Raw genomic sequence first — 21,511 nt, 5'->3', positions numbered from 1 at the left:
AAGTGTAAGAAAATTTCTGCTTTTTAAAGCATGAAAAAATTCCTCTAGCTTTTGTAACCATAATAGCCAAAAATGCTGCAAATGACGGCGCCAATCAGGCTTCCTAAAAAGCCCCACCACCCCATCTGCGATGCTTTTGTTGTAGCTTTGTCCAAAAAGTGAACAGAAGCTTTTGCCGCTGATTCAAGTTTTTGAAAAAAGCTATCGCTGTGTTCTTCTAGAACTTTGTAAGGGGGGGCGTTTTTTCTTCTGTCCTTTGATAGAGTTGTGCGGCACGGTTGGCTGTTTCATCAAATTTTGCTGTCAGAGCTTCTAGGCGATGAAAAAGTTTATTCCTTAGATTGTTCAGAATGCTGCTATAGTGCGAAGGATCATTTTTGAGAGCGGTTATCGCAGAACCAATATCGTTGAGTGCAGCCTGATAAGTTTGTTTCAAGCGATCAGGATTGAGCGCTGGAATACCTTTGTTGAGAAGGGAGTGTAACTGACGGTTAAGTGTGTCAAAATTAATCCCATTGTCGTCTTTTTCTGCAAAAAATTTTTCAAAACCGTCGCTGTTTATTTTTGAAAACAGGGGGGAGAGGCTGTTGACGGTTTGTTGGATTATGGAAGTACTTGCTTCAACTGTTTTGGCACTTAAATTTGCTGTGCTAGAAACCACGTGGATGGATTGCAGTGTCATAAAAAGTGTTATGAGAGACCAAGTTAAAAAACCATGAATAACCCCAGCGGTTTCGGCAAAGCGTCCGGCTATAAAGCCTCCGCTTGCAAGACTGATGAGCATAACAATGAGTGAGCCAAGGCCTATCGAGAGGAAAGAACCCCTAAAAGGAGAGGACGAGGTAAAGTCCATTTGGCTTGATCCTAAAGTTGCAATGAGGAAAGAGAGGCAGATTGAAACGGCAAGAGCTGTAACAAGTCCAGCAAAGATTGCGGACCATGAAAGAGATGTATGAAAAAATGGATATTTTGTTTCTAGAGATGTTTTTCCTAGAAAATTCTTATCGAAAGGGGTGTCTTCAAGAATATGGGGCTCCATGTCTTATCTCCTTGAATTTGCTGGAGATACAATGCCTTTTTGCTCATTATGTTCCAAAGTTTATGGTCTATGATGGATAATTCAGCCACTAAAAATGAATAGGAAAGATCCAAAGTTAAGATTGAGATCATTATGGTGGAGCGTTTTCTTTTGAAATTTTCGTTTAAAGCGCGTTTATCGAGAATTTTTGTTGATTGTAAAAAAGCAGTATGAAAGAGATAAGGTAGGGGGTGTTTGGCTTTACGAGGTCATTGAATGAAATAATATGGAATGTTTTTTTCGTATTCTGCCTTAAAAATTTGAATTTTTGTCTTATGATAACGTCTTGGTTGATCAACATGCGATAAGCATTGTGAATGGGAATAACTTTCATAAGTAAGAGCATACTTTGTTTATGAGGATTCTTTCTTTGTGTTTTCAAGATTGTATTCTTTTGACAAATGTTTTTCTTTTTGATTGTATCGGAAAGTTTAAAGAGAGACCGTGTTAGGATATAAAATGTTTTGTTCAGCTTTTTTTGAAAATAGTGAAAAATATGGCCCCCTTTGTGTTGGTTTTGATCCGAGTCATAAAGTTTTGCAATCATGGAATTTGAACTCAGATTATAAAGGTCTAAAAGATTTTTGCGATATCCTCTTAACAGCGGTTGTGGGGAAGGTGGGGATCATAAAGCCGCAAGCCGCATTTTTTGAGTTATATGGGGTGGAAGGGCTTCAAGTTTTGAAAGAACTTATTGAAAATGCTCAGAAACAAGGTTTGTTGGTTCTTGTGGATACAAAAAGAGGGGATATTGGCTCTACCGCTGAAGCTTACGGTAAAGCTTGGCTTGGCGCTCATAGTCCCTTCAAAGCAGATGCTATAACAGTCAATCCTTTTTTAGGGTTTGATGCTCTTATTCCTTTGATAAAGATTGCAGAAGAAACAAAAACGGCCGTTTTTGTGGTTGTTCAATCGTCTAATCCAGAGGGAAAGCAAATTCGAAATGCCCGCATTGGGGATCAAACGGTTTCTGTTCATTTAGCACAGCATATTTTTGCATATAATCGCCAATCTCCAAGTCGATATCGTCATATTGGTCCTATCGGGGCAGTTATTGGTGCAACTTTAGGCAATGAAGCAAAGGAAACAATTGAACAGTTAGAAAATAGCTTGTTTCTCGTTCCTGGTATTGGAGCTCAAGGAGGAACAATAACACAATTAACCCAGCAATTTCCTCAAAAACTACGGAAGAATATTATTCCTTCAATTTCAAGGTCAATTACAGAGGCTGGTCGAAATATTGTTGATTTAAAAAATGTCATTCATAACTTTGCCGAGCAATCTAAAAGCACGCTTCTATCTTAAGTTTTTGGCTTTTGCTATGGGATAGGCCCTTCATTATAAAGGGTGATCCTTCTATAAAAGGCGGAAAGCTTATAGTATGATTTTGATGCATGTGTGTTAAAGAATGTAAGAAGCAGACAAACTCTCATTAAAAATAAATTCTGCTAATTTAAGAAAAGCTATTTTTCTTGCAAAGGTTCTGAAATTATTTTACACATTAAAAGGTGTTTTGGTCGCATACGCAACGACCAATAGGGCCTTGAAAACCCTATAATCCGAACGCGAAGATAAACCTGCTTTGCGGGTATCCCGGGATTCCGGGAGTTTTTGCTATGTCCAGGTGCATTTCCGCACTAAAAGCAAAAAGGCTGATTCGGATTCAGTATTTTCAAGCTCCCGGAATACTCATTGCGAGGGCGCTCGCACCCAGTGGGGGGGAAGAAAATGCAAACTCCAAATCTTAATATTGATCTTTTTGTTGGCAAAAAAATTCGCTTGAGACGAAAAATGTTGAAGATGTCTCAAAAAACATTAGGTCAACATTTAGGTGTCACCTTCCAACAAATCCAGAAATATGAAAACGGATTAAACCGTGTGAGCGCAGGGCGTTTAAAGGAAATTTCCGATATTTTGAAGGTTCCAGTTTCCTTTTTTTACACTGATATCATCAAAAAAGAGAACACTCCGTATTCTTATGATGAAATCGCTGCAAGCAAAGAGGAATATTTACTTTTAAAAAGTTTTAGAGTTCTCACATCGGTCAAACAGAAAGCAATTTTAAAGCTGATTTCTGATCAAAATTAAAACGTTTTAATGATGTATGATGCACTATTCTTTTGATTTCCTCTTTATTTTAAAAGACGAAGATTTTTAGTCCACACTGACTTAAAAAAAACGTCTGTAACCAGTCCAGTATCCTTTTTATCGCGTTCTATTTGGCTGATTTCATATGAATATATAAGCCACTTCTTTTTATAAATATTCATGAAAGTATTTAGATGCAGCATGGTGATAATGCTTTTGTTTAGCTTTGATTTTTTTTACGATTCTAAAGGATTATTTTTCTTAAAGTTCCACCGATACATAGACAATAGGTTGTAAACAGTCTGGTTTTTCTTAAGCGGGGTTCAGTGGTTGATTTCATATCACGGCATTTCAAATGATCATGTTTTACGGTACAACAGATCATTGTTCACTGTTTTGCTGGTAGGGTGAGGCTCCCTTTATGCTATGAGATTTTTCTCATTTTAAAGTTTTTTATGGTTAATCAAGATCCTTTCTTTGTATGAATAAAAGGTCTTGGGATGCACTTGAAGACAAGAAATAAAAATACTTTTTATGCCTCTTTTTAAGTACCAAGAGCTTTTTCAACATTGAAGGATGATAAAGCGTATGATCAGCTTGCAGTTTTATTGAGGTGTTAAGAGAGATGAATGCATAATGGATTTATATTTTTCATGAAGATTTTATCTTACGTTCAGAGAGCTTTATGCGAATATCATTATACGATTCATCAGTTTTTTTGAAATGGATGAGAGGGTATAGAGAGCTATTTTTTTTAACAGGTAAATAAATTGGCAATAGAATGATGTTCTTTATTGCGGGTGTTTTGTTTTTTGTGTGGGCGTCATATCATGAAGTATAAAATTTTTTAGAAAATTGCTTTAAAGCAGATTGCTTTTGTAAAATAAAAGCCTCTAACATGTTGTTAAAATCTTTGAGGGCGATAAAGTCATTGCAGCGTTTGTTGCTATGGGATAATGGTTATCCGTGAACACATATTGTTGCTAGAGAATAACATGTCATTAAAACAAGAAAAAACCAAAGCCCGTTTACCCCGTGGTTTTGTTGATCGCACAAGTGCACAATTGTATGCTACTGAAATGATGATTGCGCAAATTCGTGAAGTTTATGAACTTTACGGTTTTGAAGCGCTTGAAACACCCATTTTTGAATATACGGATGTGTTGGGGAAGTTTTTACCTGATTCAGATCGTCCCAATGCTGGGGTTTTTTCGCTCCAAGATGATGATGAACAATGGATGTCTTTGCGCTATGATCTGACGGCGCCTCTTGCGCGTCATTTTGCTGAAAATTTTGAAACGCTCCCAAAACCATATCGCAGTTATCGGTTGGGATTTGTTTTTCGCAATGAAAAGCCTGGACCAGGACGGTTTCGGCAATTTATGCAATTTGATGCTGATATTGTAGGAACACCAACCGTTGCAGCAGATGCTGAAATTTGCATGATGGCAGCCGATAGTTTGGAAAAATTAGGCATTCAGCAGCATGATTATGCTATTCGTTTGAATAACCGAAAAATTCTGGAAAGTGTTTTGCAGTTGATTGGTTTAGGGGAAAGGGAGCAGGTTGAAAGGCGCTTAATGGTTCTTCGAGCAATGGACAAACTTGATAAATTTGGTCCTGAAGGCGTACGTTTGCTTTTAGGTAAGGGACGTTTGGATGAAAGTGGTGATTTTACAAAAGGGGCTGAACTTCAAGATAAAGAGATTGAATGTATTCTTTCACTACTCACGATAGAAGCAAAAACGGCAGAAGAAACGCTTAATGCTCTCAGACAAGTCGTTGGTCAGAGTGCTCAGGGGCTTGAAGGGGTTTGCGAACTTGAGGAAATGCAAACAATCTTTTCCGCTAATGGTTATCACAATCGCATAAAAATTGACCCTTCGGTGGTTCGTGGATTGGAATATTATACGGGGCCTGTTTTTGAGGCGGCATTGCTTTTTGATGTTCTCAATGATGATGGACAAAAAGTTGTTTTTGGCTCTGTTGGTGGTGGGGGGCGCTATGATGGTTTGGTCGCGCGTTTTCGGGGAGAAAATATTCCGGCAACAGGTTTTTCAATAGGGATTTCACGTTTGATCGCTGCTTTGCAAAATCTTGGAAAATTGCCAGTCAAAAATGCTTTTGGACCCGTTGTGGTGCTGATGATGGATAAAGAGCCAGAAGCTATTGCGCGCTATCAAAAAATGGTGATGCAATTGCGAAGTGCAGGAATTTGTGCGGAACTTTATTTGGGGACATCGGGAATTAAAGCGCAGATGAAATATGCGGATCGGCGCCAAGCTCCTTGTGTGGTCATTCAAGGGACACAAGAACGTGAGAGTGGAAAAATACAGATCAAAGATTTAATCGAAGGTGCGCGTTTGTCTCATGAAATTAAGGATAATCAAACATGGCGTGAAAGCCGTCCTGCGCAAGTGATGGTTGATGAAGAGCAATTGGTGCAAACAGTACAAGATATTTTAGCAGCCCAAAAACAGTAATGGTTTTGTGAAACAAATTGCTGCGAAGAGCTTGAACATTTCCCCTTCAATTTTCAAAATGGACCTTTTATCTGTTTTCGTGTGCTTAAAATCTTATTTTTTTAAGTTTCTTCGATATAAAAGGAATTCTTTTGAAAGCTAAAAGGGCTTTGTATTCATGATAAAATGAATTTTTTGAGGGGAAGAGGATGAATAGTCTTATGAAGCAAAATATGTAACGCTTGGGCGTTTGATACTCTTTATTCAGCCCTGTTTAGAAAAGTGATGCTCAATAATAGAAACCCAATAGCTTATAGAAATATTGACTATTCATAGGGGGAATTTTTTAATTCTCATATGTTGGTCCATATTTTCTGCTGTTTTATTGTGAATAGCCTAAAATCTCACATCTGTGAAAGATAAAGGAGATCTCAAGAGTTTTATTTGAGAAGATTTTTTGAGTTTTAAAAACAACGAATAACTTAAATCAGACAATTTTTAAAGGGAGAATATGAGGGTTCATTGGCAGATATTATAATGATAACTATTTGAAATTATTTATTTATTATAAAAATATTTTTTTAAAGGAGAAATGAAAATGGCCCAATATGATTTTACTGTGCTCTATGAAAGAAATCCCTTTGTTTTGAAAAAACCTGAAGATATTGGAAAATCATTTAAACTTCCTCCTTCAAACTTCGGATTTGAAGGTCTTCCGCAAATCACTTTTTCAGGCGCTTCGTCGTGTCGGCGTATGATTTTTCGGTTATCATTTAGTGGGTTGAAAGTTTTTTTGGGAATGTTGTGGCAAGTAGGGAAAATGCTAGATGAGGGCGGTGATGTGGATTTATGGTTTGATCAGATCACGTTGAATCATGATATTCTTGAGAAATTTTTGACTTGCGATCTTTCAATTCAAGAACCAAAATATCTTAATTTTAAAGGTTTTAAAGAAGGCATTAAGGAATTAGAAAGGAATAAAATTTTAGCGAAGGGAACAAAAGAAGATTGTTATTTTATCAATCCAGATATTTTTGGTCTTCCTGAATGTGATGAAGATGTCGAGTTCGATGAAGAGGAAGAGAGTGAAGAGGAAGAAACAAAAGCATACCTTACAGTAGAATACCCGAATAAACGACACCTTTAACCGTTTCTTTCTTAGGGAAAAATAAAAGCTTAGAATATGGCTCTAAGAGCAATAATGCGCTGAGTGAGGGGATGTGAATTGAAATATTCACGAGATCTGTTTTGATTCAATCCTTTTTATCAACGGTTATTTATGCAGGGCAGTTTTTATGCCATGTTTGATTATTTTATGAGACATAAGTCAATTTCAAATGTACGCCTTTTCAAACAAATATTTTATTCTCTTTTTTTGATGCTTTTGTGAACCTTGAATGATTAATACCTTTGCATTTGAGAGCACTTATGAGAAGCATTTTTAGTGCTTTAAGTGTTTTACCTACAATGCTACACCCGCTTATGATAGGAAAACAAGAAATTATGATTGCTTCAATAGAGAAAAATTTAAAATGAAAGAATATTACGATATTCAGTGAGCTAATTCAAGTTGAAGAACGCTCAATTATTATTATAAATCAAAATGTTGTCACGAATAAATACTTCAAAAGACACAAACGACACAAATCCCTTACGTAAAAGAAATTTGTGTCGTAAAATTTAAATATACAATTTTGGATTGGAATTAGCTTTTCAAAGCTTTTAAAACATTTTGTGGTGAAGAAACTTCATAAGGATCGGTTGTGCAGTTGTCTGAAAAACCTGCTTCTTCGAACCATTGCTCAATCACACCATCGTTGATAACAGCAGCATAGCGCCATGAGCGCATGCCAAAACCAAGGTTGTCTTTTGCAACCAGCATACCCATTTTACGCGTGAATTCACCAGAACCATCAGGAATTAGTTTTACGTTTTTGATATTTTGTTCTTTTCCCCAAGCATTCATGACAAAAGTGTCATTGACGGAAAGACAATAAATTTCATCAATACCAGCCTGTTTAAATTCATCATAGAGCTTTTCAAAATCAGGCAGCTGAAAGTTTGAGCAAGTAGGCGTAAAAGCTCCAGGAAGAGAAAAAAGGATCACGCGCTTTCCTTTAAAGTAAGCATCACTTTTAACTTCTTGCCATCGATAAGGATTATCTCCCCCCATTGATTCATCGCGTACACGTGTATGAAATGTGACATTGGGAACAGTTTTTTTGATCATAAGGATGCTCCTGTATTTTTTTAACGAAAATTTTGTTTTAAAAACAACCTTTGTATTTAAAACATATGGGAAAGATCGTTTTAAATAAAAGGGCTTCTTAAAAAATTATTAATTTTAACAAGTGTGCAAATATTTCACACTTGCGTCAAGTAGAATTAATGGTCGACTTTGAATACTCTTCATCTTAAAATTAAAGGAAAGAATATGAAAGTATTACCATGACCATAAAGACAGTTTTGACCACAGTTTTTGAGGGGCAAAAACCGGGAACATCTGGTTTGCGCAAAAAAGTATCTGTTTTTCAACAACCCCATTATGTGGAAAATTTTATACAGTCTCTTTTTGATAATATTGGGCCTCTTGAAGGGAAAATGTTGATTCTTGGAGGGGATGGACGCACTTTTAATCGGACTCTCCTTCAGATTGTGTTGAAGATGGCTGCAGCGCATGGTGTTTCTCGTGTTAAAATGGGAAGGGGCGGTATTCTTTCTACGCCTGCTGTTTCGCATCTTATTCGTAAATACCATGCTCATGGTGGAATTATTCTTTCTGCAAGCCATAATCCAGGGGGGCTTGAGGGAGATTGTGGGATCAAATACAATATTGCCAATGGTGGACCGGCACCTAATTCTTTATGTGATGCTATTTTTGCAACATCGCAACGCCTTTCCTTTTATAAAATTTTTGAAGCGCCAGATATTGATTTGGATAGGCAAGGGATGACCTTTATGGGAGCTATGCAGATCGATATTATTGATCCTGTCGCTGATTATGTTGCTTTGATGCAGGAGCTTTTTGATTTTGACTGTATTGCTAAGGCCGTTGCTCGAGGTCTTACTTTGCGCTTTGATGCCATGCATGCGGTAACAGGGCCTTATGCGCATGAAATTTTTGAAAAATGTTTAGGATTTTCTAAAGGGACGGTGGTTAATGGTCTTCCTTTACCAGATTTTGGAGGCACTCATCCAGATCCCAATTTGGTTTATGCCAAGGCTCTTTATGATTTATTGATGTCGGAGCAAGGACCAGACCTTGGCGCTGCATCTGATGGTGATGGCGATCGTAATCTCATTATTGGGCGTCAACAATTTGTTTCGTCTTCTGATTCTTTGGCGATTATGGTGGAGCATGCCCATCTTATTAAAGGTTATCGACAAGGCATTGTGGGGGTCGCTCGCTCTATGCCAACAGCGCCTGCTGCGGATCTCGTTGCTGAAAAATACGGATTAAACTTTTTTGAAACGCCAACGGGGTGGAAGTTTTTTGGGACGCTTTTGGACGCGGGGAAAGTAACCTTTTGTGGTGAAGAAAGCTTTGGAACCGGCTCTCATCATATCCGCGAAAAAGATGGTTTATGGGCTGTCTTATTTTGGTTAAATCTTTTAGCGGTAACAGGGAAAACTGTTGCACAAATCGTTCAACAGCATTGGAACAGCTATGGGCGTTTTTACGCGTTACGTCATGATTATGAAGAAGTTGAAGAAGACAAAGCTTTGGCATTACTAGAGCACTTGCGGGGGCATTTACCACAAGCCGGAACCGAAATTGCTGGATTTTTGGTCAAAAAAGCAGACGATTTTACGTATCATGATCCTGTTGATCAGAGCGTGAGTACGCGGCAAGGTATCCGTATTTTTTTTGAAAATGGCGCGCGGTTGGTGGTTCGTTTATCAGGAACAGGAACGCTAGGCGCTACCTTACGGCTTTATTTGGAACAGTATGAAGGTGATCCGCGCAGACACAATTTAAATCCGCAAGAAGTTCTTCAACCTTTGCAACAGGTAGCACTAAAACTATTAAACATACAACAAGAATTGGGACGAGACCGCCCTGATATTATCACATGAAATCATTGGAATGTTTCTGGTAAAGATATCGTGATTGATCACATGGGTCATGATTTTAGGGGGGATGTGTCGTAAGGAGCATCTCCATTTTCAAGTTTATTTCGTTCTTGCTACGTTTACATATCGGCTGGCTTCTTAAAATTGCTGATTTCTTAACATCAAATGCTGTAGGTCTTCATAATGGGGCATTAATGCACAAGGATTTCTGATGGTTTGATAGAAATGTTTTTTAACAGAGTAATTAGAGGTATGTCTTTTACCTCAAACAGGACATTATCGTTGTTGTACTTCTCATAGGCTTATCTTAAAGAAGTCTCTCTTAAGGTATTAGAAATCATCTTGTGTGTGTCGTTCAAGGGGGTAAGGGGCAATTCATTGAGCCTCACCATTTTTATGCTCATGAAGGAAAAAATGATATCATCACATACACTTAAGGTCTTCTCTCAATGTTGACTTTTGCATTTGAGAGCGTTTCGTTTTTTGAATCTTTTCTTAATTGTTTTATACGGCTCTTCCTATTGGTACCATGCAAGAGAAGGGCTTTGGTTGATTCAATACAAAAGGAATCTTATAATGTGTGAGGGGTATTGTATAATGATCAACTATTCTTATCCATGAATCTATTGTATGGGATGATTGCAGTAATAAACATCGTTGGCAGAGAGGGGAGAAAACAAAGGGATATGTTTTTCTAAAATAATGGACAATAAGCACTTCTTGCTTTATGACCAGCCATAATGAATGATTTTTCTAAAAAAAGGGAAATTTATGACCCAATATCCCAAATGTCCTCGGTGTGATTGTCTTTATACTTATGAAGAGGGTGAAAATTTTGTGTGTCCTGAATGTGCCCATGAATGGCCACAAAAGAGTGACGATACTATTCTTTCCGATCCTGTTTATGATGCGAATGGTCAGATTTTAAAAAATGGCGATACCGTTATGGTGATAAAAGATCTGAAGGTAAAAGGCGCTTCCTCTGTTTTAAAAGGGGGAACGAAGGTGAAGAATATTCGCTTGGTGGATGGGGATCATAATATTGATTGTAAAATTCCTGGGATTGGCCCCATGAGTTTAAAGTCGGAATTTGTTAAAAAAGTTTAAGTATTTATTCTCTTGTGATTAGTTTTGCTTTTCGTTGGTTTGCTATTTTCATATTTTTTTCCAAGTGGGGCTATTCTTTGCTAATAGGGAACTTTTCTTGTTTCATAGATTATGCCGATTAGATCGGCACAATATCTTTGCTCTTATGGAAATATAAAAGCCATGTCTCGCAGAGAAATACAGTCTCTGTCTTTTAAACATGCTCTAAGGATCGGATGTTGATTGATAAGAAAACAGCAAAAGTATGTGCTTTATGAGGCAAATAATGCTGTAAGGTGAAAACTTAGTCCCGCTGAATTGAAGAAATATTCTACCTTTTTATCAGACCTATTGTCAAAACAACCATAATAGATTTGGCTTTGATTTATTTTTTTTTGCACCATATTTATGGAGATGAAATTGAAGATGATAGAGGCATAATTCTTGATTTCAAGAATAGGGAGGGTCTGCATAATACTTAAAAAAAATATTTCTTAATCCTTCTCAAGCCCATTTTGCCATGATGCTCATGAATGATATGATGCAAATGCTGTTGAGCACGATATCTTTATGTTTCATAAAAGAGCAAGCCAACACCATTATACACTTTGTTGCAACAATCCTTATATTTGAAAATGTTTATAAGAGGTATTTTAAAATAATTTTTGTTATCATCTCATTTGTGATGTGTAAGCAAATAGTTTTGGTTGATGCAATAAACGGAATTAAAATGAGAAGCAGGATTCCCATTTAAGGTGTAAAAGTGTGATCTTTGTTGATGGGAACTACAGAGGTATTTTGCGTGAATTTATCATTGAAAGGATTGAAAATGATGAACAAAGGGCAAGCGTATATTCTGTTTTAAAATGTTTTCTTTTTTGTAACGCGTTATATTTTTTTATAAAAATTGCATGACAAAGTTATGAAACAAAATAAATTTAAAGCGTACTCTTACTCATACGTTATCCTTATATGTATATGATCAGTTTGTTCAAATTATGCTTCTAAAGGGGGCAAAAAACACTTTAAAGGATAGGGAGCAGTGAAAGGGAACCCGATAGATTTTTTGAACAGTACTGTCTTCTTGTGACAGTATGGCCTACGGTTAAAATTTCAAGGATAAAAGTAAGATTTTAGATACCTTTATTTGAGTATTTTTATTGAAGAGTGACAATTTGTGTGGTCATTTTTCCTATTGAGCTCAATATTTATTGTGGCATGGCTTCAACGCCTAAAACGTCAGGGATAAAATGGCGTAAAAGATTTTCAATACCATGTTTGAGCGTTGCTGTTGAAGAAGGGCATCCAGCACAGGAACCCCGCATATTGAGATAAACAATACCATTTTCAAACCCACGAAAAGTGATATCGCCACCATCATTGGCAACAGCTGGGCGAATACGTGTTTCAAGAAGTTCTTTAATGGTTAGAACGATATCAGCATCTTTTTCGTCATAAAATTCTTCGTTGAGAGCATGGGCATGGGCTTGTGTTGTCGCATTTGTGGTGATTATAGGTTCATTAGAGAGAAAATGTTCCATAATTGTGCCTAAAATGACGGGTTTGAGATGTTGCCATTCTCCCTCTTTTTTGCTTACTGTGATGAAGTCATAGCCTAAAAACACACCATTGATATTGGGAATATTAAACAGTTTAGCTGCTAAAGGTGAGTTTTTAACTGCTTCTTCACGGTCACGAAATTCTAGTACACCCTCGGAAAGTACCACGCGCCCTGGTAAAAATTTAAGTGTTGCAGGATTCGGGGTGGTTTCAGTTTGAATAAACATAGTCTCTCCTTTTATAGTAAAGAATTAAGAAGATCATTACATTTTAGAATATTATATTTTTAGGCAATAGACCTAATATCTTCATCGGCAAGATTACTAGGAATGACAATGACAGGGATTGAAAAAGCGGTTCCTTTATTCCCGATTAATTGGATAAGGGGACCTGGTCCTTCTGTATGTCCACTGGCTGCTAAAACAATCAAGGCAATTCTTTTATCTTCATCGATCAGTTTAGAAATTTCATCAATTTTTTTCCCTTCACGCACTACTATTTCTGTTTCAAGGGCATGAGAGGTACGAACTTCACTGGCAATGTCTCCTAATATTTTATGAGCACTTTGCGTTGATTCTGTACGCATTACATCGTTTACACCCAGAAAATGTTGAAATTCTGCACTATCAACAACACAAAGCAAAACCAAAGTTCTATTGGTGTTTTGGGCATGTTGTGCGGCAAATGCAACGGCACGCCGACACTCTGGTGTTTCATCGATAATGACTAAGTTCTTTTTCTTGGGTTCTTTTTTTGGATTTTTGGGTTTAGAAATCATGCACTTTCTCTATTTTGTACAAACGATTTTTTTTGCTCTCTACCGTTTTTTAGTTTTATTGTTTTTATGTATCGTGCAAAAATCCAATAATTTCACGAATTTTTTTCATATTTTCTTCTGCAAGCATATTAGCACGTTTAGCGCCATCATGCAAAACAGAGTCAATATAACTGCTTTCTTGATGAAGACGACGTAATTCTTCTGTTATAGGTGCAAGCTTATGGACGGCAAGGTCGGCTAGAGCTGTTTTAAAATGCGAAAATTGATGACCAGAAAATTCTAAAAGAACCTTTTCTTTGCTGACTTTGGCTAAGGCGGCATAAATACCAAGCAGGTTATCCACTTCGGGGCGTTCTTTTAAAGCGGCAAGAGTATCGGGAAGAGGAGCAGAATCTGTTTTGGCTTTGCGTATTTTTTTTGCGATAAGATCAGCGTTATCGGTCAAATTAATGCGTGAAAAATCTGAAGGATCTGATTTTGACATTTTTTTTGTTCCATCGCGCAAGGACATAACGCGTGTGGCTGTTGTTCCAATCAGCGCTTCGGGGAGAGGAAAAAAGACTTGTCTTTTTTCTTTATCCGTTTGTATAGGGATACCAAAATTGAGTTCGGCAATACGTTGTGCATAGTCATTGTTAAATTTTTGTGCAATATCGCGTGTGAGTTCGACATGCTGTTTTTGATCTTCTCCCACTGGAACATGCGTCGCACGATACACTAAAATGTCAGCAGCCATCAGCGTGGGATAGGCAAAAAGCCCAAGTGACGCTTTTTCACGATCTTTTCCTGCTTTATCTTTAAATTGTGTCATACGTTGAAGCCAACCGATACGAGCAACACAATTAAAAATCCATGCGAGTTCAGCATGTTGAAAAACACGTGATTGATTGAAAATAATGTGTTTTTGGGGATCAATACCGGCGGCTAAAAAGGCTGCTGTTACTGTTCTGGTGGATTCGCGTAAAGTAAGGGGATCTGGATTGACGGTGAGCGCATGCATATCCACAACACAATAGAGGCAGTGATGAGTGTTTTGCAGTTCAACCCAATGCTGAATGGCTCCAAGATAATTGCCAAGATGTAAGTGACCACTCGGTTGTACGCCGGAAAAGACAAGTGGTGTGAAGGTATCCATAGGCGTGTTCTTTCTCCAATTAAGGTTATTTGTTTTATTGTTTTTGACGAAGTATAGATATTATGAGCGTTTTTTCAAATTTTTGAGTGTGTGAAAAAAGGAACGAGGGGCAGATAAAAAATAAGCACTAAAATAGATCAAGAATATGCCGAGCATAATCCCTGCTAAAGTGCTGACGCGCAAGAAAAAGGATGCTTGTGAGGATAAAGAGAAAGACAAAAATCCAAGCACATTTAATCCGTAATAAAGGGCTAGTGCACTCAAAAGGGTCGCGATCATGAGACATAATATTCGCTTTATCAGGTGGATGTCGTATTTCCAATAACCACGTTTGATAAGGACACCCCAAAGTAAGAGTGTATTAGCCCATCCAGAAGTAATTTCAGCAATAACAATGCCTCGTGCGGATAGAATAGGAAATAATGTTAAGGCGAGGCTAATATTGATGAAAACGCAAATGCCTGTAAAAATCATCGGTGTTTTGGTATCTTCATGGGCAAAAAAATTGGGAATAAAGATCTTTATGAGAACAAAGGCAGGAAGCCCTAATCCATAAAGTTCCAATAATTGTGCAACATGGTGTGTTGATTGGCTGGTAAATTGTCCACGTTCAAAGAGCAAACTGACGATAGGGGTGGAGAGCAGCAAAAAAGCGATGGAAGCTGGGAGTGTGAGCAATAGCGTTAATTCGATAGAGCGGTTTTGCAAATGGTGGGTTTCTTCCTGCTTTTTGCTTCGCAAAGCGCGGGTTAATTCTGGCAAAAGAACAGTTGCAACAGCAATGGCAACCACGCCTAGAGGCAGTTGATAAAGGCGATCCGCATACATTAAAGAAGAGACAGCTCCCGATTGACTAGAAGCAATGTTGGTATTGATGAGCAAATTAATTTGTGTGATGCCTCCCGTGATAGCAGCAGGAAATGCTAACGTTAATAGCTTGCGAACATTCGGTGTTAAATTGGGATGACGGAAAAAAATTTTCATGCCGCTTTGACGCAAAGCAACCGCAATTAAGGCAAGTTGAAGAAGTCCTGCCGCTAACACACCCCAAGAGAGATTTAAACCGATATGCCAAGTATCAAGTTGATAGATCCAAGCATAGGCAAGGACACCAATCAGAATAATGTTTAAAAAGAGCGGGGCAATGGCGGCAATAAAATAGCGTCGCAAAGCATTGAGCATACCCCCCATCATGGCAGCAAGCGACATGCAGGTTAAATAGGGAAACATGATTGCAGTAAAGTGAATTGTGGCATTAAATTTTGTTGCATCTTCAGTAAAACCTGGAGCAATAATGGTTCGTACCAAAAAAGGCATACTGAGTTCCATAGCAATGGTTAACAGTAATAGAAATGTGAAGAGAACGCCAAAGACCTCTTCTGCAAATTTGCAGGCCGCTTCTTGACCATCTTCAGTGATTTTTTTTGCAAAAAGAGGAATGAAAGCAGCACTAAAGGCACCTTCAGCAAAAAAACGCCGGAATGTATTGGGAAAACGAAAAGCAGCATTAAAAGCATCAGAAACAGGACCTGTCCCTAGTGCTGCGGCCATAAGCATTTCACGGACGAAGCCAAAAATACGGCTCATCAGAGTTCCGGAAGCAACTGTTGCAATTTTTTTTATCAAAGTCATAAAGATATATCGGTTTTGTTAGAAAAAAGAAAAGCGTTAATAGGAAAATAAACCGTTTTAAATCGTGAAAATCTGAGTTGTATCCCCATATAAGAATACATTTTTGACTGCGTTTTACGACGGTGTTTATCTTTCTGTCAACAAGGGGGCGTGAAGACTTTTAAAATGCTCCTTATTTATTATTGCATTACAACTTTATATTTATTGCCATAAAATAATTAAAATTTCTTTTTCAAACTGAAATAGGGGAGCGATGTCATAACAGTTTAGGGATATATAATGATCATTTCTCTTTAAGAATGTGATGTTGTGAAGGGTGCAACAAAAGACTGTTCTGTTTTACGTGAAGGGTGTGACCCTTCTTCAAAGAACGCTAATAAAATAAAAACATGAAGCAATGCGCAGTTTTTATGATTTAAAAGACAGTGTTTTCGATACTTTTGAACGTCGTAAGCTTGAGCTAAAAGGTGAAGGAAAAGCTCAGATTGGTTTTCACCTTTATGGCTTTATGTTCTCCCAAATGAGGCAGTTTTCCCGCTTCAGAGATTTTGCAAACAGGAAGATAGGAAGACGTGATTTTTCAACAGTATTTTGCCTGTTTTTAGCACTACGGGTAAGAGTGCTATAGGCAATGAAAGTGATTAATGATCTTTTTAAAAATGGTTGATCTTTATCATTGCTTCGTTCAGATTTCTTTTCACAGTTGATGAGAGAAAAGTCTGAGAAAATAAAGTTGCTCTCTTATGGTTTTAGCATCTTGTTTTTGCACGATTGCTTTGCTGATAAAGGCAGGGAGGAAAGGCAAGCATTTTTACCAGAGAGAGCAAAAAATTAAAGCTTATATGAATTTTAAAGAGTCATGGCTTTTGCGTACTGCGTTGTGTGTGGTTGAAAGTTTTCTGTTACTTTCTGTGTTTTACTTGCTTCTTTATCAAGTGTATTCAAACATGTTTTTTCAGTGTTTTTCTTTATCAACTGACGTTGGATAGATTGGTGCTGGTTTGGTGCAGAGCGCTCATTAAATTGGTGGTCATGAGAATGCATGGGGGATATGTTTTGTTCTATCTCTTTTGTCTGCTTGACGATCTCCATAATTTCTTTTGCCTTGATGGCAGATGTCCCAAGATTCTTAGCAAGTTTTTCGGGATTATTTTCCTTTATTGCTTCATGCTCGCTTGAGGATAAGCGTTCATTGATTTTTCTGATATAATTTTTTATTTCCCCCCTTAATTCAGGAGAGTTTGATAAGGTTTCTTGCTGTTGTTCTTTTGGCAAGGAAAGGAGTTTTTGCATCCAAACCTTAGGCATTTCTACCGCCTGTTCACAGCGTCTTTGTTTTGCGTGATGGTCATGAAGAATATCTCTTTCTGTTTGTGTAAAAATATTGCTATAACACTCAATGGCTCTACACAGGGGTATGATATTTGCTTCAGCATTGGTGCGCGCATTATTTTTTATGCCAAATATATTGCTCCCAGCAAATTTAGCAAGCGATTGAGGAGATGTGGCAATTTGATAGGTGAGCTGTTCGCCCTCCGTGTGATTTTCATGGATCCTCTCAATTTTTTCCTGCAAAATATGCCGATTGCCATAAACGAGTTGGCATAGCGTTTCGATTTCTGTTCTTCTTTCTTGAAGTGATGCGTTATTTTTTACCCTTGTGATAATTTCTTCGTTTGTAAGAGGGGGTATTTTTTCTGCGGGGATCAGCATTTCTTGCTGGTATTGAGGTTTTGATGCTGTAAAAGAGAGGACGTCACCCATTTTTAGCGTTTGTATTTGCTCTGGTGTGCGCTCTTCTTCGGTTTTAGGCGATAAGGATAATTTCTCAGATGAGGGGAGAGGGACGGTTTCTGTTTTCTTTGTAGCACTGTCCCAGTATGCCATTGCTTTTTGGGGGTATTGTTTGGCTCTTTCTTGATGATCAGAGTGTTTTTCCTTTGTTATTTTGAGAGATATTGGATCATTATTGTTGGTCTGTGAAATGGTTTCTTGGAAACCTTTTTGCGTTTGCCCCATAGAAGAAGATTGAGCTATTGGCTGTGCCATTTGTTCTTTTTCTGGTAGACTTTGGGGCATAACTTCAACGCTGTCCTGTAAAGCATGAGAGGCAATCCATGGTGCAAAATGGGCTTTTACTTTTCTCTCTGTTTGAATGGGGGCGTTGTCTTTGCTCTTTTCAGTTATTTTATCGTTGTTGAGAGTGGCTCTTTTTTCTTCTGGAAGCCGTATGTTTTGTTGGGTTTCTTGCAGGCTTTGAGTCTTTGGCGCTGTAAAAGAGAAGGTCTCACCAATCGTTAATGTTTGTATTTGCTCTGGGGTGAGATCTTTTTTATTTCCCAAGATGAGAGTTCCCTGAGCATCCATCATAAAGCCATTGGCTCCACAGCCTCTATAGGTTCCATGATAGGTTTCTCCTTCTTTTGCGACGACAGCGAGATAATAATTCTTTTCACCCATTCCAAGCTTTTTCATAGAGTTGGTGAATTCTTGTAAAATGAGCGATTTTTCTGGATGGGAGATATCATCAAGCAGATGCCTCATAGGCTCTGTATCGCCACGTTCCATGGCAGCTGCGCGGACAAAGTTTTTTCGTTTTTTGCTCACAAGTGAAAAGTCTAGCTTATGTCCTGCTGCTTGTCCAAGTTTTTCAACAAACAGTCTTTTTGTGCGCCTATTGCCCTCTCTGAAAGGATGCAAGTGGTGTAAATCTATCATCAGTTGGGCAGCATGTTCAACAAATTCTTCGCGGGATAAGCCTTTTAAATTATTTTTTTCAGCAAGTGTTTTATCTAACTTTTCTAGTCCCTCCTGTACTTTTCTGCCAATCGCAAAAGGTTTTGTAAATTCTTTTCTTTTCAAAATGGGCATAGAAGCAACACTGCTATCTGCAAAGGTAAAAGGCTCTTCGCGGGTTTGTCCTGCCCATTCAAATGTGCGGGAAAAGAGGCGTTGATGAAGATATTTTAGATAGGAGGAATTAAACTGCTCTGGTGGAGGTTCTTGGCGCAGTTTGATCATTTCTTTTTTTACATCATCAGAACATCTTTCCATTAATATTTCTTTATCTTTGATGTGGTATTTATTTTTAAGCACCTTGCTATTAGGGTAGAAAAAATTTTGTGCTTCTTCATTGATTTGCTTAGAAATGGCGGCATTAATTGCAGGGGGGTGTTCTTGCAATTCTTCTGTGGAGGAGGCACCATGTTCTGTGTTTTCTTTCATGCATATTTCCTTTCAAATTTTTAATATTTGTTTTTTAAAAAGCTTCTTTTTTGCACTTTTGTCCTTCTGCTTTTTTCGTAGCGTTTTCTTCTTTTTCAAAGAAGAATGTCTATTTGAATGATTGAAAAAATTGACTTTATTCGCGTGAAACCAAGTTAATAATGGAACAACGTTAATGTTTGTAATTTTTATGAAATATTATCGTGAAATCTTATCAATGCGTTTTGTCATATGACAGTTTATTCAAATTTTCTGTATGTTACACGTCACCCTTGGTGCAATATTGGAAAAATAGTTGCACCAAAGTTTTGTATGAAAAGCCAACAATGATGAGACTATTACGACAAAGCCATCGCTTTTGATGTTTCGGCTCTGCGTGGTCGAATAGGTGGTTGCTCTTGTTGTTTAGATGTTTCTGCAACCTCTTGATGCTGCGTTGCTGTTAAGCGTTCAAGTGGTTTCGGAGACTGCGATAGGTTTTGCTGCTTTTGCAATTGTTTATCCAGATCAGTAAGCGGTTGGTGATGGTGTTGTTGTTGTACCTGATGGTTTTGCACGATACTTTCTCTCACCTGTTTTATAGTGTCGGCATAATCCTTAATGGCGGTACAAAGGATAGGAAGACTTTCTTCAGCGGCTTTGCGTGCTCCGTTTTTTATGCCAAGTTTTTTTCTACCAGCAAGCGGAGCAAAAGATGTAGAATCCTTTTCAATTTGAAATACGAGCTCTTCTCCCATCTCTGGAATTTTGTGCATATCTTCCATTCTATATCGCAAAATAAATGGATCATTATAAACAATTTGGCACCAATATTCGATCTCTCTTTGACCATATTGAACCGATGGATTTTGTTGAACTCTGCGGGCAATTTCCTGATTTGAGAGAGGATGGATTTTCTTTTCTGAATCGAGTGGATTTCGTGCGCGTTGAGTGATTTCTCCTTTCTGTTGCGCTTGTTGATGCTGTTGTTGTTTTGTATGAGAGTTTTGCGAAATATTCTCTTGTACATATTTTGCAGTATACACAAAACCTTCTATGGCGGCACACAGGGGTGAAAGTGTTTCTTCAGCTTGTTTGCGCGCTCCATTTTTTATGCCAAGAACTTTTCTACCAGCAAGCTTGGAAATAGACTGAGGTTTTTCTGTAATATCCCATAGGAGCTGTTCACCCATACTGGGATTTTCTTTGATGGCTTCTATTCTTTGTTCTAAAATAAGCTGGTCACCAAAAGTCTTTTCACATAAAAGTCGTATTTCTTCGTGGTATGCTCCGAGCAAGAGCTCTTTTTCCATTGTATTAATAGATGTTTTGCTCTCCTGAGACGGTTTTGGTTGTTTACTTGCTGTTTTGGGGGAAGCTGTTTTTTGGACGTCAGCGTCCCTTTTGTGTCTGTCTCCTATTCGGTGTGGTTTTCTTGAAGGAGGTATTGCATATGGTTCACTGTCTTGTGATGATGAACTGCTTTGTTGGCTGACTTGCCTGTGCTGTGGTGTTTTGGATCTAACACTTGGGGTGATGGTTTCAGGATTTTGGTTTTTTGTACTGTTTTGCACTCTATCTTTCATACGTGGGGGTTTTGGCGGAGCCATTTTCGTTTGTAGAGAGGAGGCTTCTTGAGCCGTTAGTTTGTTTTGTTCTCTATCTTTTGCACGTGGAGGCTTTTGTGGAGCCGTTTTTATGTGCGTGGAGGGGCTCTCTTGGGTTTCAGGCTTTTGGATTGTTGGATCGCCTGGTGTTTTATCTCTTGTGCGTGGAGGTTTTGGCGGAGCCATTTTTGCTTGTAGTGATAGGCTCTCTTGGGTTTCAGGGTTTGGGATTGTTGGGTCGGTTGGTGCTTTATCTCTCATCCGTGGAGGTTTTGGCGGAGCCATTTTTGCTTGTAAGGAGAGGGATTCTTGAGCCGTTGTTTTGTTTTGTTCTCTATCTTTTGCACGTGGAGGTCTTTGTGGAGCCATTTTTATGCGCGTGGAGAGGCTCTCTTGGGTTTCAGGTTTTTGGATTGTTGGGTCGGTTGGCGTTTTATCTTTTATGCGTGGGGGGGGCGGTGGTGCAACCTTTGGGGGATGTGACAAATTCTTTGGGTGTGTTTGTATAGGTGATTTTGGCACACTTTGAGAAACTTGAGAATGAGAGGGGCTGGTAGAAGATTGTTCAGTCTGTTGTTGAAATTTTTCCATCATTTGGGTGATAAAAGGGGAGGGATTTCTTTTTTTCATGCATGTTCCTTTCAAGTTCTTCCAATATTGTTTTCTAATTACTATTTAAGAATGTGTGTTGGTGTTTATCCTGTTTTAGGCTTTTTCATTTACTTTTATGAGAGAGGAAATGAAACTGAATAAGTGCACAAGATTTTACTTGCTTAGGGTCGATCATCATCACTTTCTCAATACTGT

14 protein-coding genes and 1 pseudogene are annotated in these 21,511 nt (G+C 38.1%); 7 read left to right on the top strand and 8 right to left on the bottom strand.

The window, feature by feature from the left end; genetic code table 11:
* Positions 1-44: 44 nt before the first annotated feature.
* Positions 45-1,039 (bottom strand): annotated as a pseudogene (locus B5V81_RS06900) (TIGR04086 family membrane protein).
* A 498-nt stretch (positions 1,040-1,537) separates the two neighbouring features.
* Between B5V81_RS06900 and pyrF the strand changes: the two are divergent.
* From pyrF to B5V81_RS06880, 4 genes are all read left to right on the top strand, one after another.
* On the top strand, positions 1,538-2,383 hold the full coding sequence (gene pyrF, locus B5V81_RS06895; protein WP_212112814.1) for an orotidine-5'-phosphate decarboxylase: 846 nt from the start codon (positions 1,538-1,540) through the stop codon (positions 2,381-2,383).
* A 423-nt stretch (positions 2,384-2,806) separates the two neighbouring features.
* Positions 2,807-3,166: a helix-turn-helix domain-containing protein gene (locus B5V81_RS06890; RefSeq protein ID WP_212112813.1), complete on the top strand. Its 360-nt coding sequence runs from the start codon at positions 2,807-2,809 to the stop codon at positions 3,164-3,166.
* A 995-nt stretch (positions 3,167-4,161) separates the two neighbouring features.
* Positions 4,162-5,649: a histidine--tRNA ligase gene (gene hisS, locus B5V81_RS06885; protein WP_212112812.1), complete on the top strand. Its 1,488-nt coding sequence runs from the start codon at positions 4,162-4,164 to the stop codon at positions 5,647-5,649.
* A gap of 577 nt (positions 5,650-6,226) precedes the next feature.
* The gene (locus tag B5V81_RS06880) at positions 6,227-6,775 is read left to right on the top strand and encodes a replication protein (protein ID WP_212112811.1); all 549 of its coding nucleotides are present in this window, start codon (positions 6,227-6,229) and stop codon (positions 6,773-6,775) included.
* A 558-nt stretch (positions 6,776-7,333) separates the two neighbouring features.
* Here B5V81_RS06880 and B5V81_RS06875 read toward each other — a convergent pair.
* Positions 7,334-7,858: a peroxiredoxin gene (locus B5V81_RS06875; protein ID WP_212112810.1), complete on the bottom strand. Its 525-nt coding sequence runs from the start codon at positions 7,856-7,858 to the stop codon at positions 7,334-7,336.
* A gap of 218 nt (positions 7,859-8,076) precedes the next feature.
* Between B5V81_RS06875 and B5V81_RS06870 the strand changes: the two genes are divergently transcribed.
* Together B5V81_RS06870 and B5V81_RS06865 are read left to right on the top strand one after the other, a co-directional pair.
* Positions 8,077-9,705 (top strand): alpha-D-glucose phosphate-specific phosphoglucomutase, encoded by a 1,629-nt coding sequence (locus tag B5V81_RS06870; protein WP_212112809.1) that lies wholly within the window; start codon positions 8,077-8,079, stop codon positions 9,703-9,705.
* A gap of 768 nt (positions 9,706-10,473) precedes the next feature.
* Complete coding sequence (locus B5V81_RS06865) at positions 10,474-10,809, top strand: zinc ribbon domain-containing protein YjdM (protein ID WP_212112808.1); 336 nt, start codon at positions 10,474-10,476, stop codon at positions 10,807-10,809.
* 1,187 nt (positions 10,810-11,996) lie between these two features.
* Here B5V81_RS06865 and B5V81_RS06860 read toward each other — a convergent pair.
* From B5V81_RS06860 to murJ, 4 genes are all read right to left on the bottom strand, one after another.
* Entirely contained in the window at positions 11,997-12,575 is a 579-nt protein-coding gene (locus tag B5V81_RS06860; protein ID WP_212112807.1) for a NifU family protein, read from the bottom strand.
* Positions 12,576-12,634: 59 nt separating this feature from the next.
* The gene (locus B5V81_RS06855; protein WP_212112806.1) at positions 12,635-13,126 is read right to left on the bottom strand and encodes a universal stress protein; all 492 of its coding nucleotides are present in this window, start codon (positions 13,124-13,126) and stop codon (positions 12,635-12,637) included.
* 64 nt (positions 13,127-13,190) lie between these two features.
* Positions 13,191-14,261 carry a tryptophan--tRNA ligase gene (gene trpS, locus B5V81_RS06850; protein ID WP_212112805.1) on the bottom strand — a complete coding sequence of 357 codons (1,071 nt, stop codon included), beginning with the start codon at positions 14,259-14,261 and terminating at the stop codon, positions 13,191-13,193.
* A 60-nt stretch (positions 14,262-14,321) separates the two neighbouring features.
* Positions 14,322-15,893: a murein biosynthesis integral membrane protein MurJ gene (murJ, locus tag B5V81_RS06845; RefSeq protein ID WP_212112804.1), complete on the bottom strand. Its 1,572-nt coding sequence runs from the start codon at positions 15,891-15,893 to the stop codon at positions 14,322-14,324.
* 397 nt (positions 15,894-16,290) lie between these two features.
* Here murJ and B5V81_RS06840 point away from each other — a divergent pair, with 397 nt between their 5' ends.
* Positions 16,291-16,521 carry a hypothetical protein gene (locus tag B5V81_RS06840; protein ID WP_212112803.1) on the top strand — a complete coding sequence of 77 codons (231 nt, stop codon included), beginning with the start codon at positions 16,291-16,293 and terminating at the stop codon, positions 16,519-16,521.
* 221 nt (positions 16,522-16,742) lie between these two features.
* On the opposite strand, the gene B5V81_RS06835 is transcribed toward B5V81_RS06840, so the two are convergent.
* Positions 16,743-19,118 (bottom strand): BID domain-containing T4SS effector, encoded by a 2,376-nt coding sequence (locus B5V81_RS06835; protein WP_212112802.1) that lies wholly within the window; start codon positions 19,116-19,118, stop codon positions 16,743-16,745.
* 338 nt (positions 19,119-19,456) lie between these two features.
* Complete coding sequence (locus B5V81_RS06830; protein WP_212112801.1) at positions 19,457-21,334, bottom strand: BID domain-containing T4SS effector; 1,878 nt, start codon at positions 21,332-21,334, stop codon at positions 19,457-19,459.
* Positions 21,335-21,511 lie beyond the last annotated feature (177 nt).

This window comes from Bartonella queenslandensis (assembly GCF_018155095.1).
In the GTDB taxonomy this organism is placed as follows: Bacteria; Pseudomonadota; Alphaproteobacteria; order Rhizobiales; family Rhizobiaceae; genus Bartonella; species Bartonella queenslandensis_B.
Note: the sequence above shows the minus strand (reverse complement) of the source record. Positions and strands in the feature narration are given on the sequence as shown.

What these genes read in the sequence shown, in the direction of transcription:
- B5V81_RS06880 (WP_212112811.1), top strand. Translation starts at nt 6,227, where the DNA reads ATGGCCCAATATGATTTTACTGTGCTCTATGAAAGAAATCCCTTTGTT.
- pyrF (WP_212112814.1), top strand. Translation starts at nt 1,538, where the DNA reads ATGTTTTGTTCAGCTTTTTTTGAAAATAGTGAAAAATATGGCCCCCTT.
- B5V81_RS06865 (WP_212112808.1), top strand. Translation starts at nt 10,474, where the DNA reads ATGACCCAATATCCCAAATGTCCTCGGTGTGATTGTCTTTATACTTAT.
- B5V81_RS06840 (WP_212112803.1), top strand. Translation starts at nt 16,291, where the DNA reads ATGCGCAGTTTTTATGATTTAAAAGACAGTGTTTTCGATACTTTTGAA.
- B5V81_RS06870 (WP_212112809.1), top strand. Translation starts at nt 8,077, where the DNA reads ATGACCATAAAGACAGTTTTGACCACAGTTTTTGAGGGGCAAAAACCG.
- B5V81_RS06835 (WP_212112802.1), bottom strand. Translation starts at nt 19,118, where the DNA reads ATGAAAGAAAACACAGAACATGGTGCCTCCTCCACAGAAGAATTGCAA.
- B5V81_RS06830 (WP_212112801.1), bottom strand. Translation starts at nt 21,334, where the DNA reads ATGAAAAAAAGAAATCCCTCCCCTTTTATCACCCAAATGATGGAAAAA.
- B5V81_RS06860 (WP_212112807.1), bottom strand. Translation starts at nt 12,575, where the DNA reads ATGTTTATTCAAACTGAAACCACCCCGAATCCTGCAACACTTAAATTT.
- B5V81_RS06875 (WP_212112810.1), bottom strand. Translation starts at nt 7,858, where the DNA reads ATGATCAAAAAAACTGTTCCCAATGTCACATTTCATACACGTGTACGC.
- B5V81_RS06890 (WP_212112813.1), top strand. Translation starts at nt 2,807, where the DNA reads ATGCAAACTCCAAATCTTAATATTGATCTTTTTGTTGGCAAAAAAATT.
- murJ (WP_212112804.1), bottom strand. Translation starts at nt 15,893, where the DNA reads ATGACTTTGATAAAAAAAATTGCAACAGTTGCTTCCGGAACTCTGATG.
- B5V81_RS06855 (WP_212112806.1), bottom strand. Translation starts at nt 13,126, where the DNA reads ATGATTTCTAAACCCAAAAATCCAAAAAAAGAACCCAAGAAAAAGAAC.
- hisS (WP_212112812.1), top strand. Translation starts at nt 4,162, where the DNA reads ATGTCATTAAAACAAGAAAAAACCAAAGCCCGTTTACCCCGTGGTTTT.
- trpS (WP_212112805.1), bottom strand. Translation starts at nt 14,261, where the DNA reads ATGGATACCTTCACACCACTTGTCTTTTCCGGCGTACAACCGAGTGGT.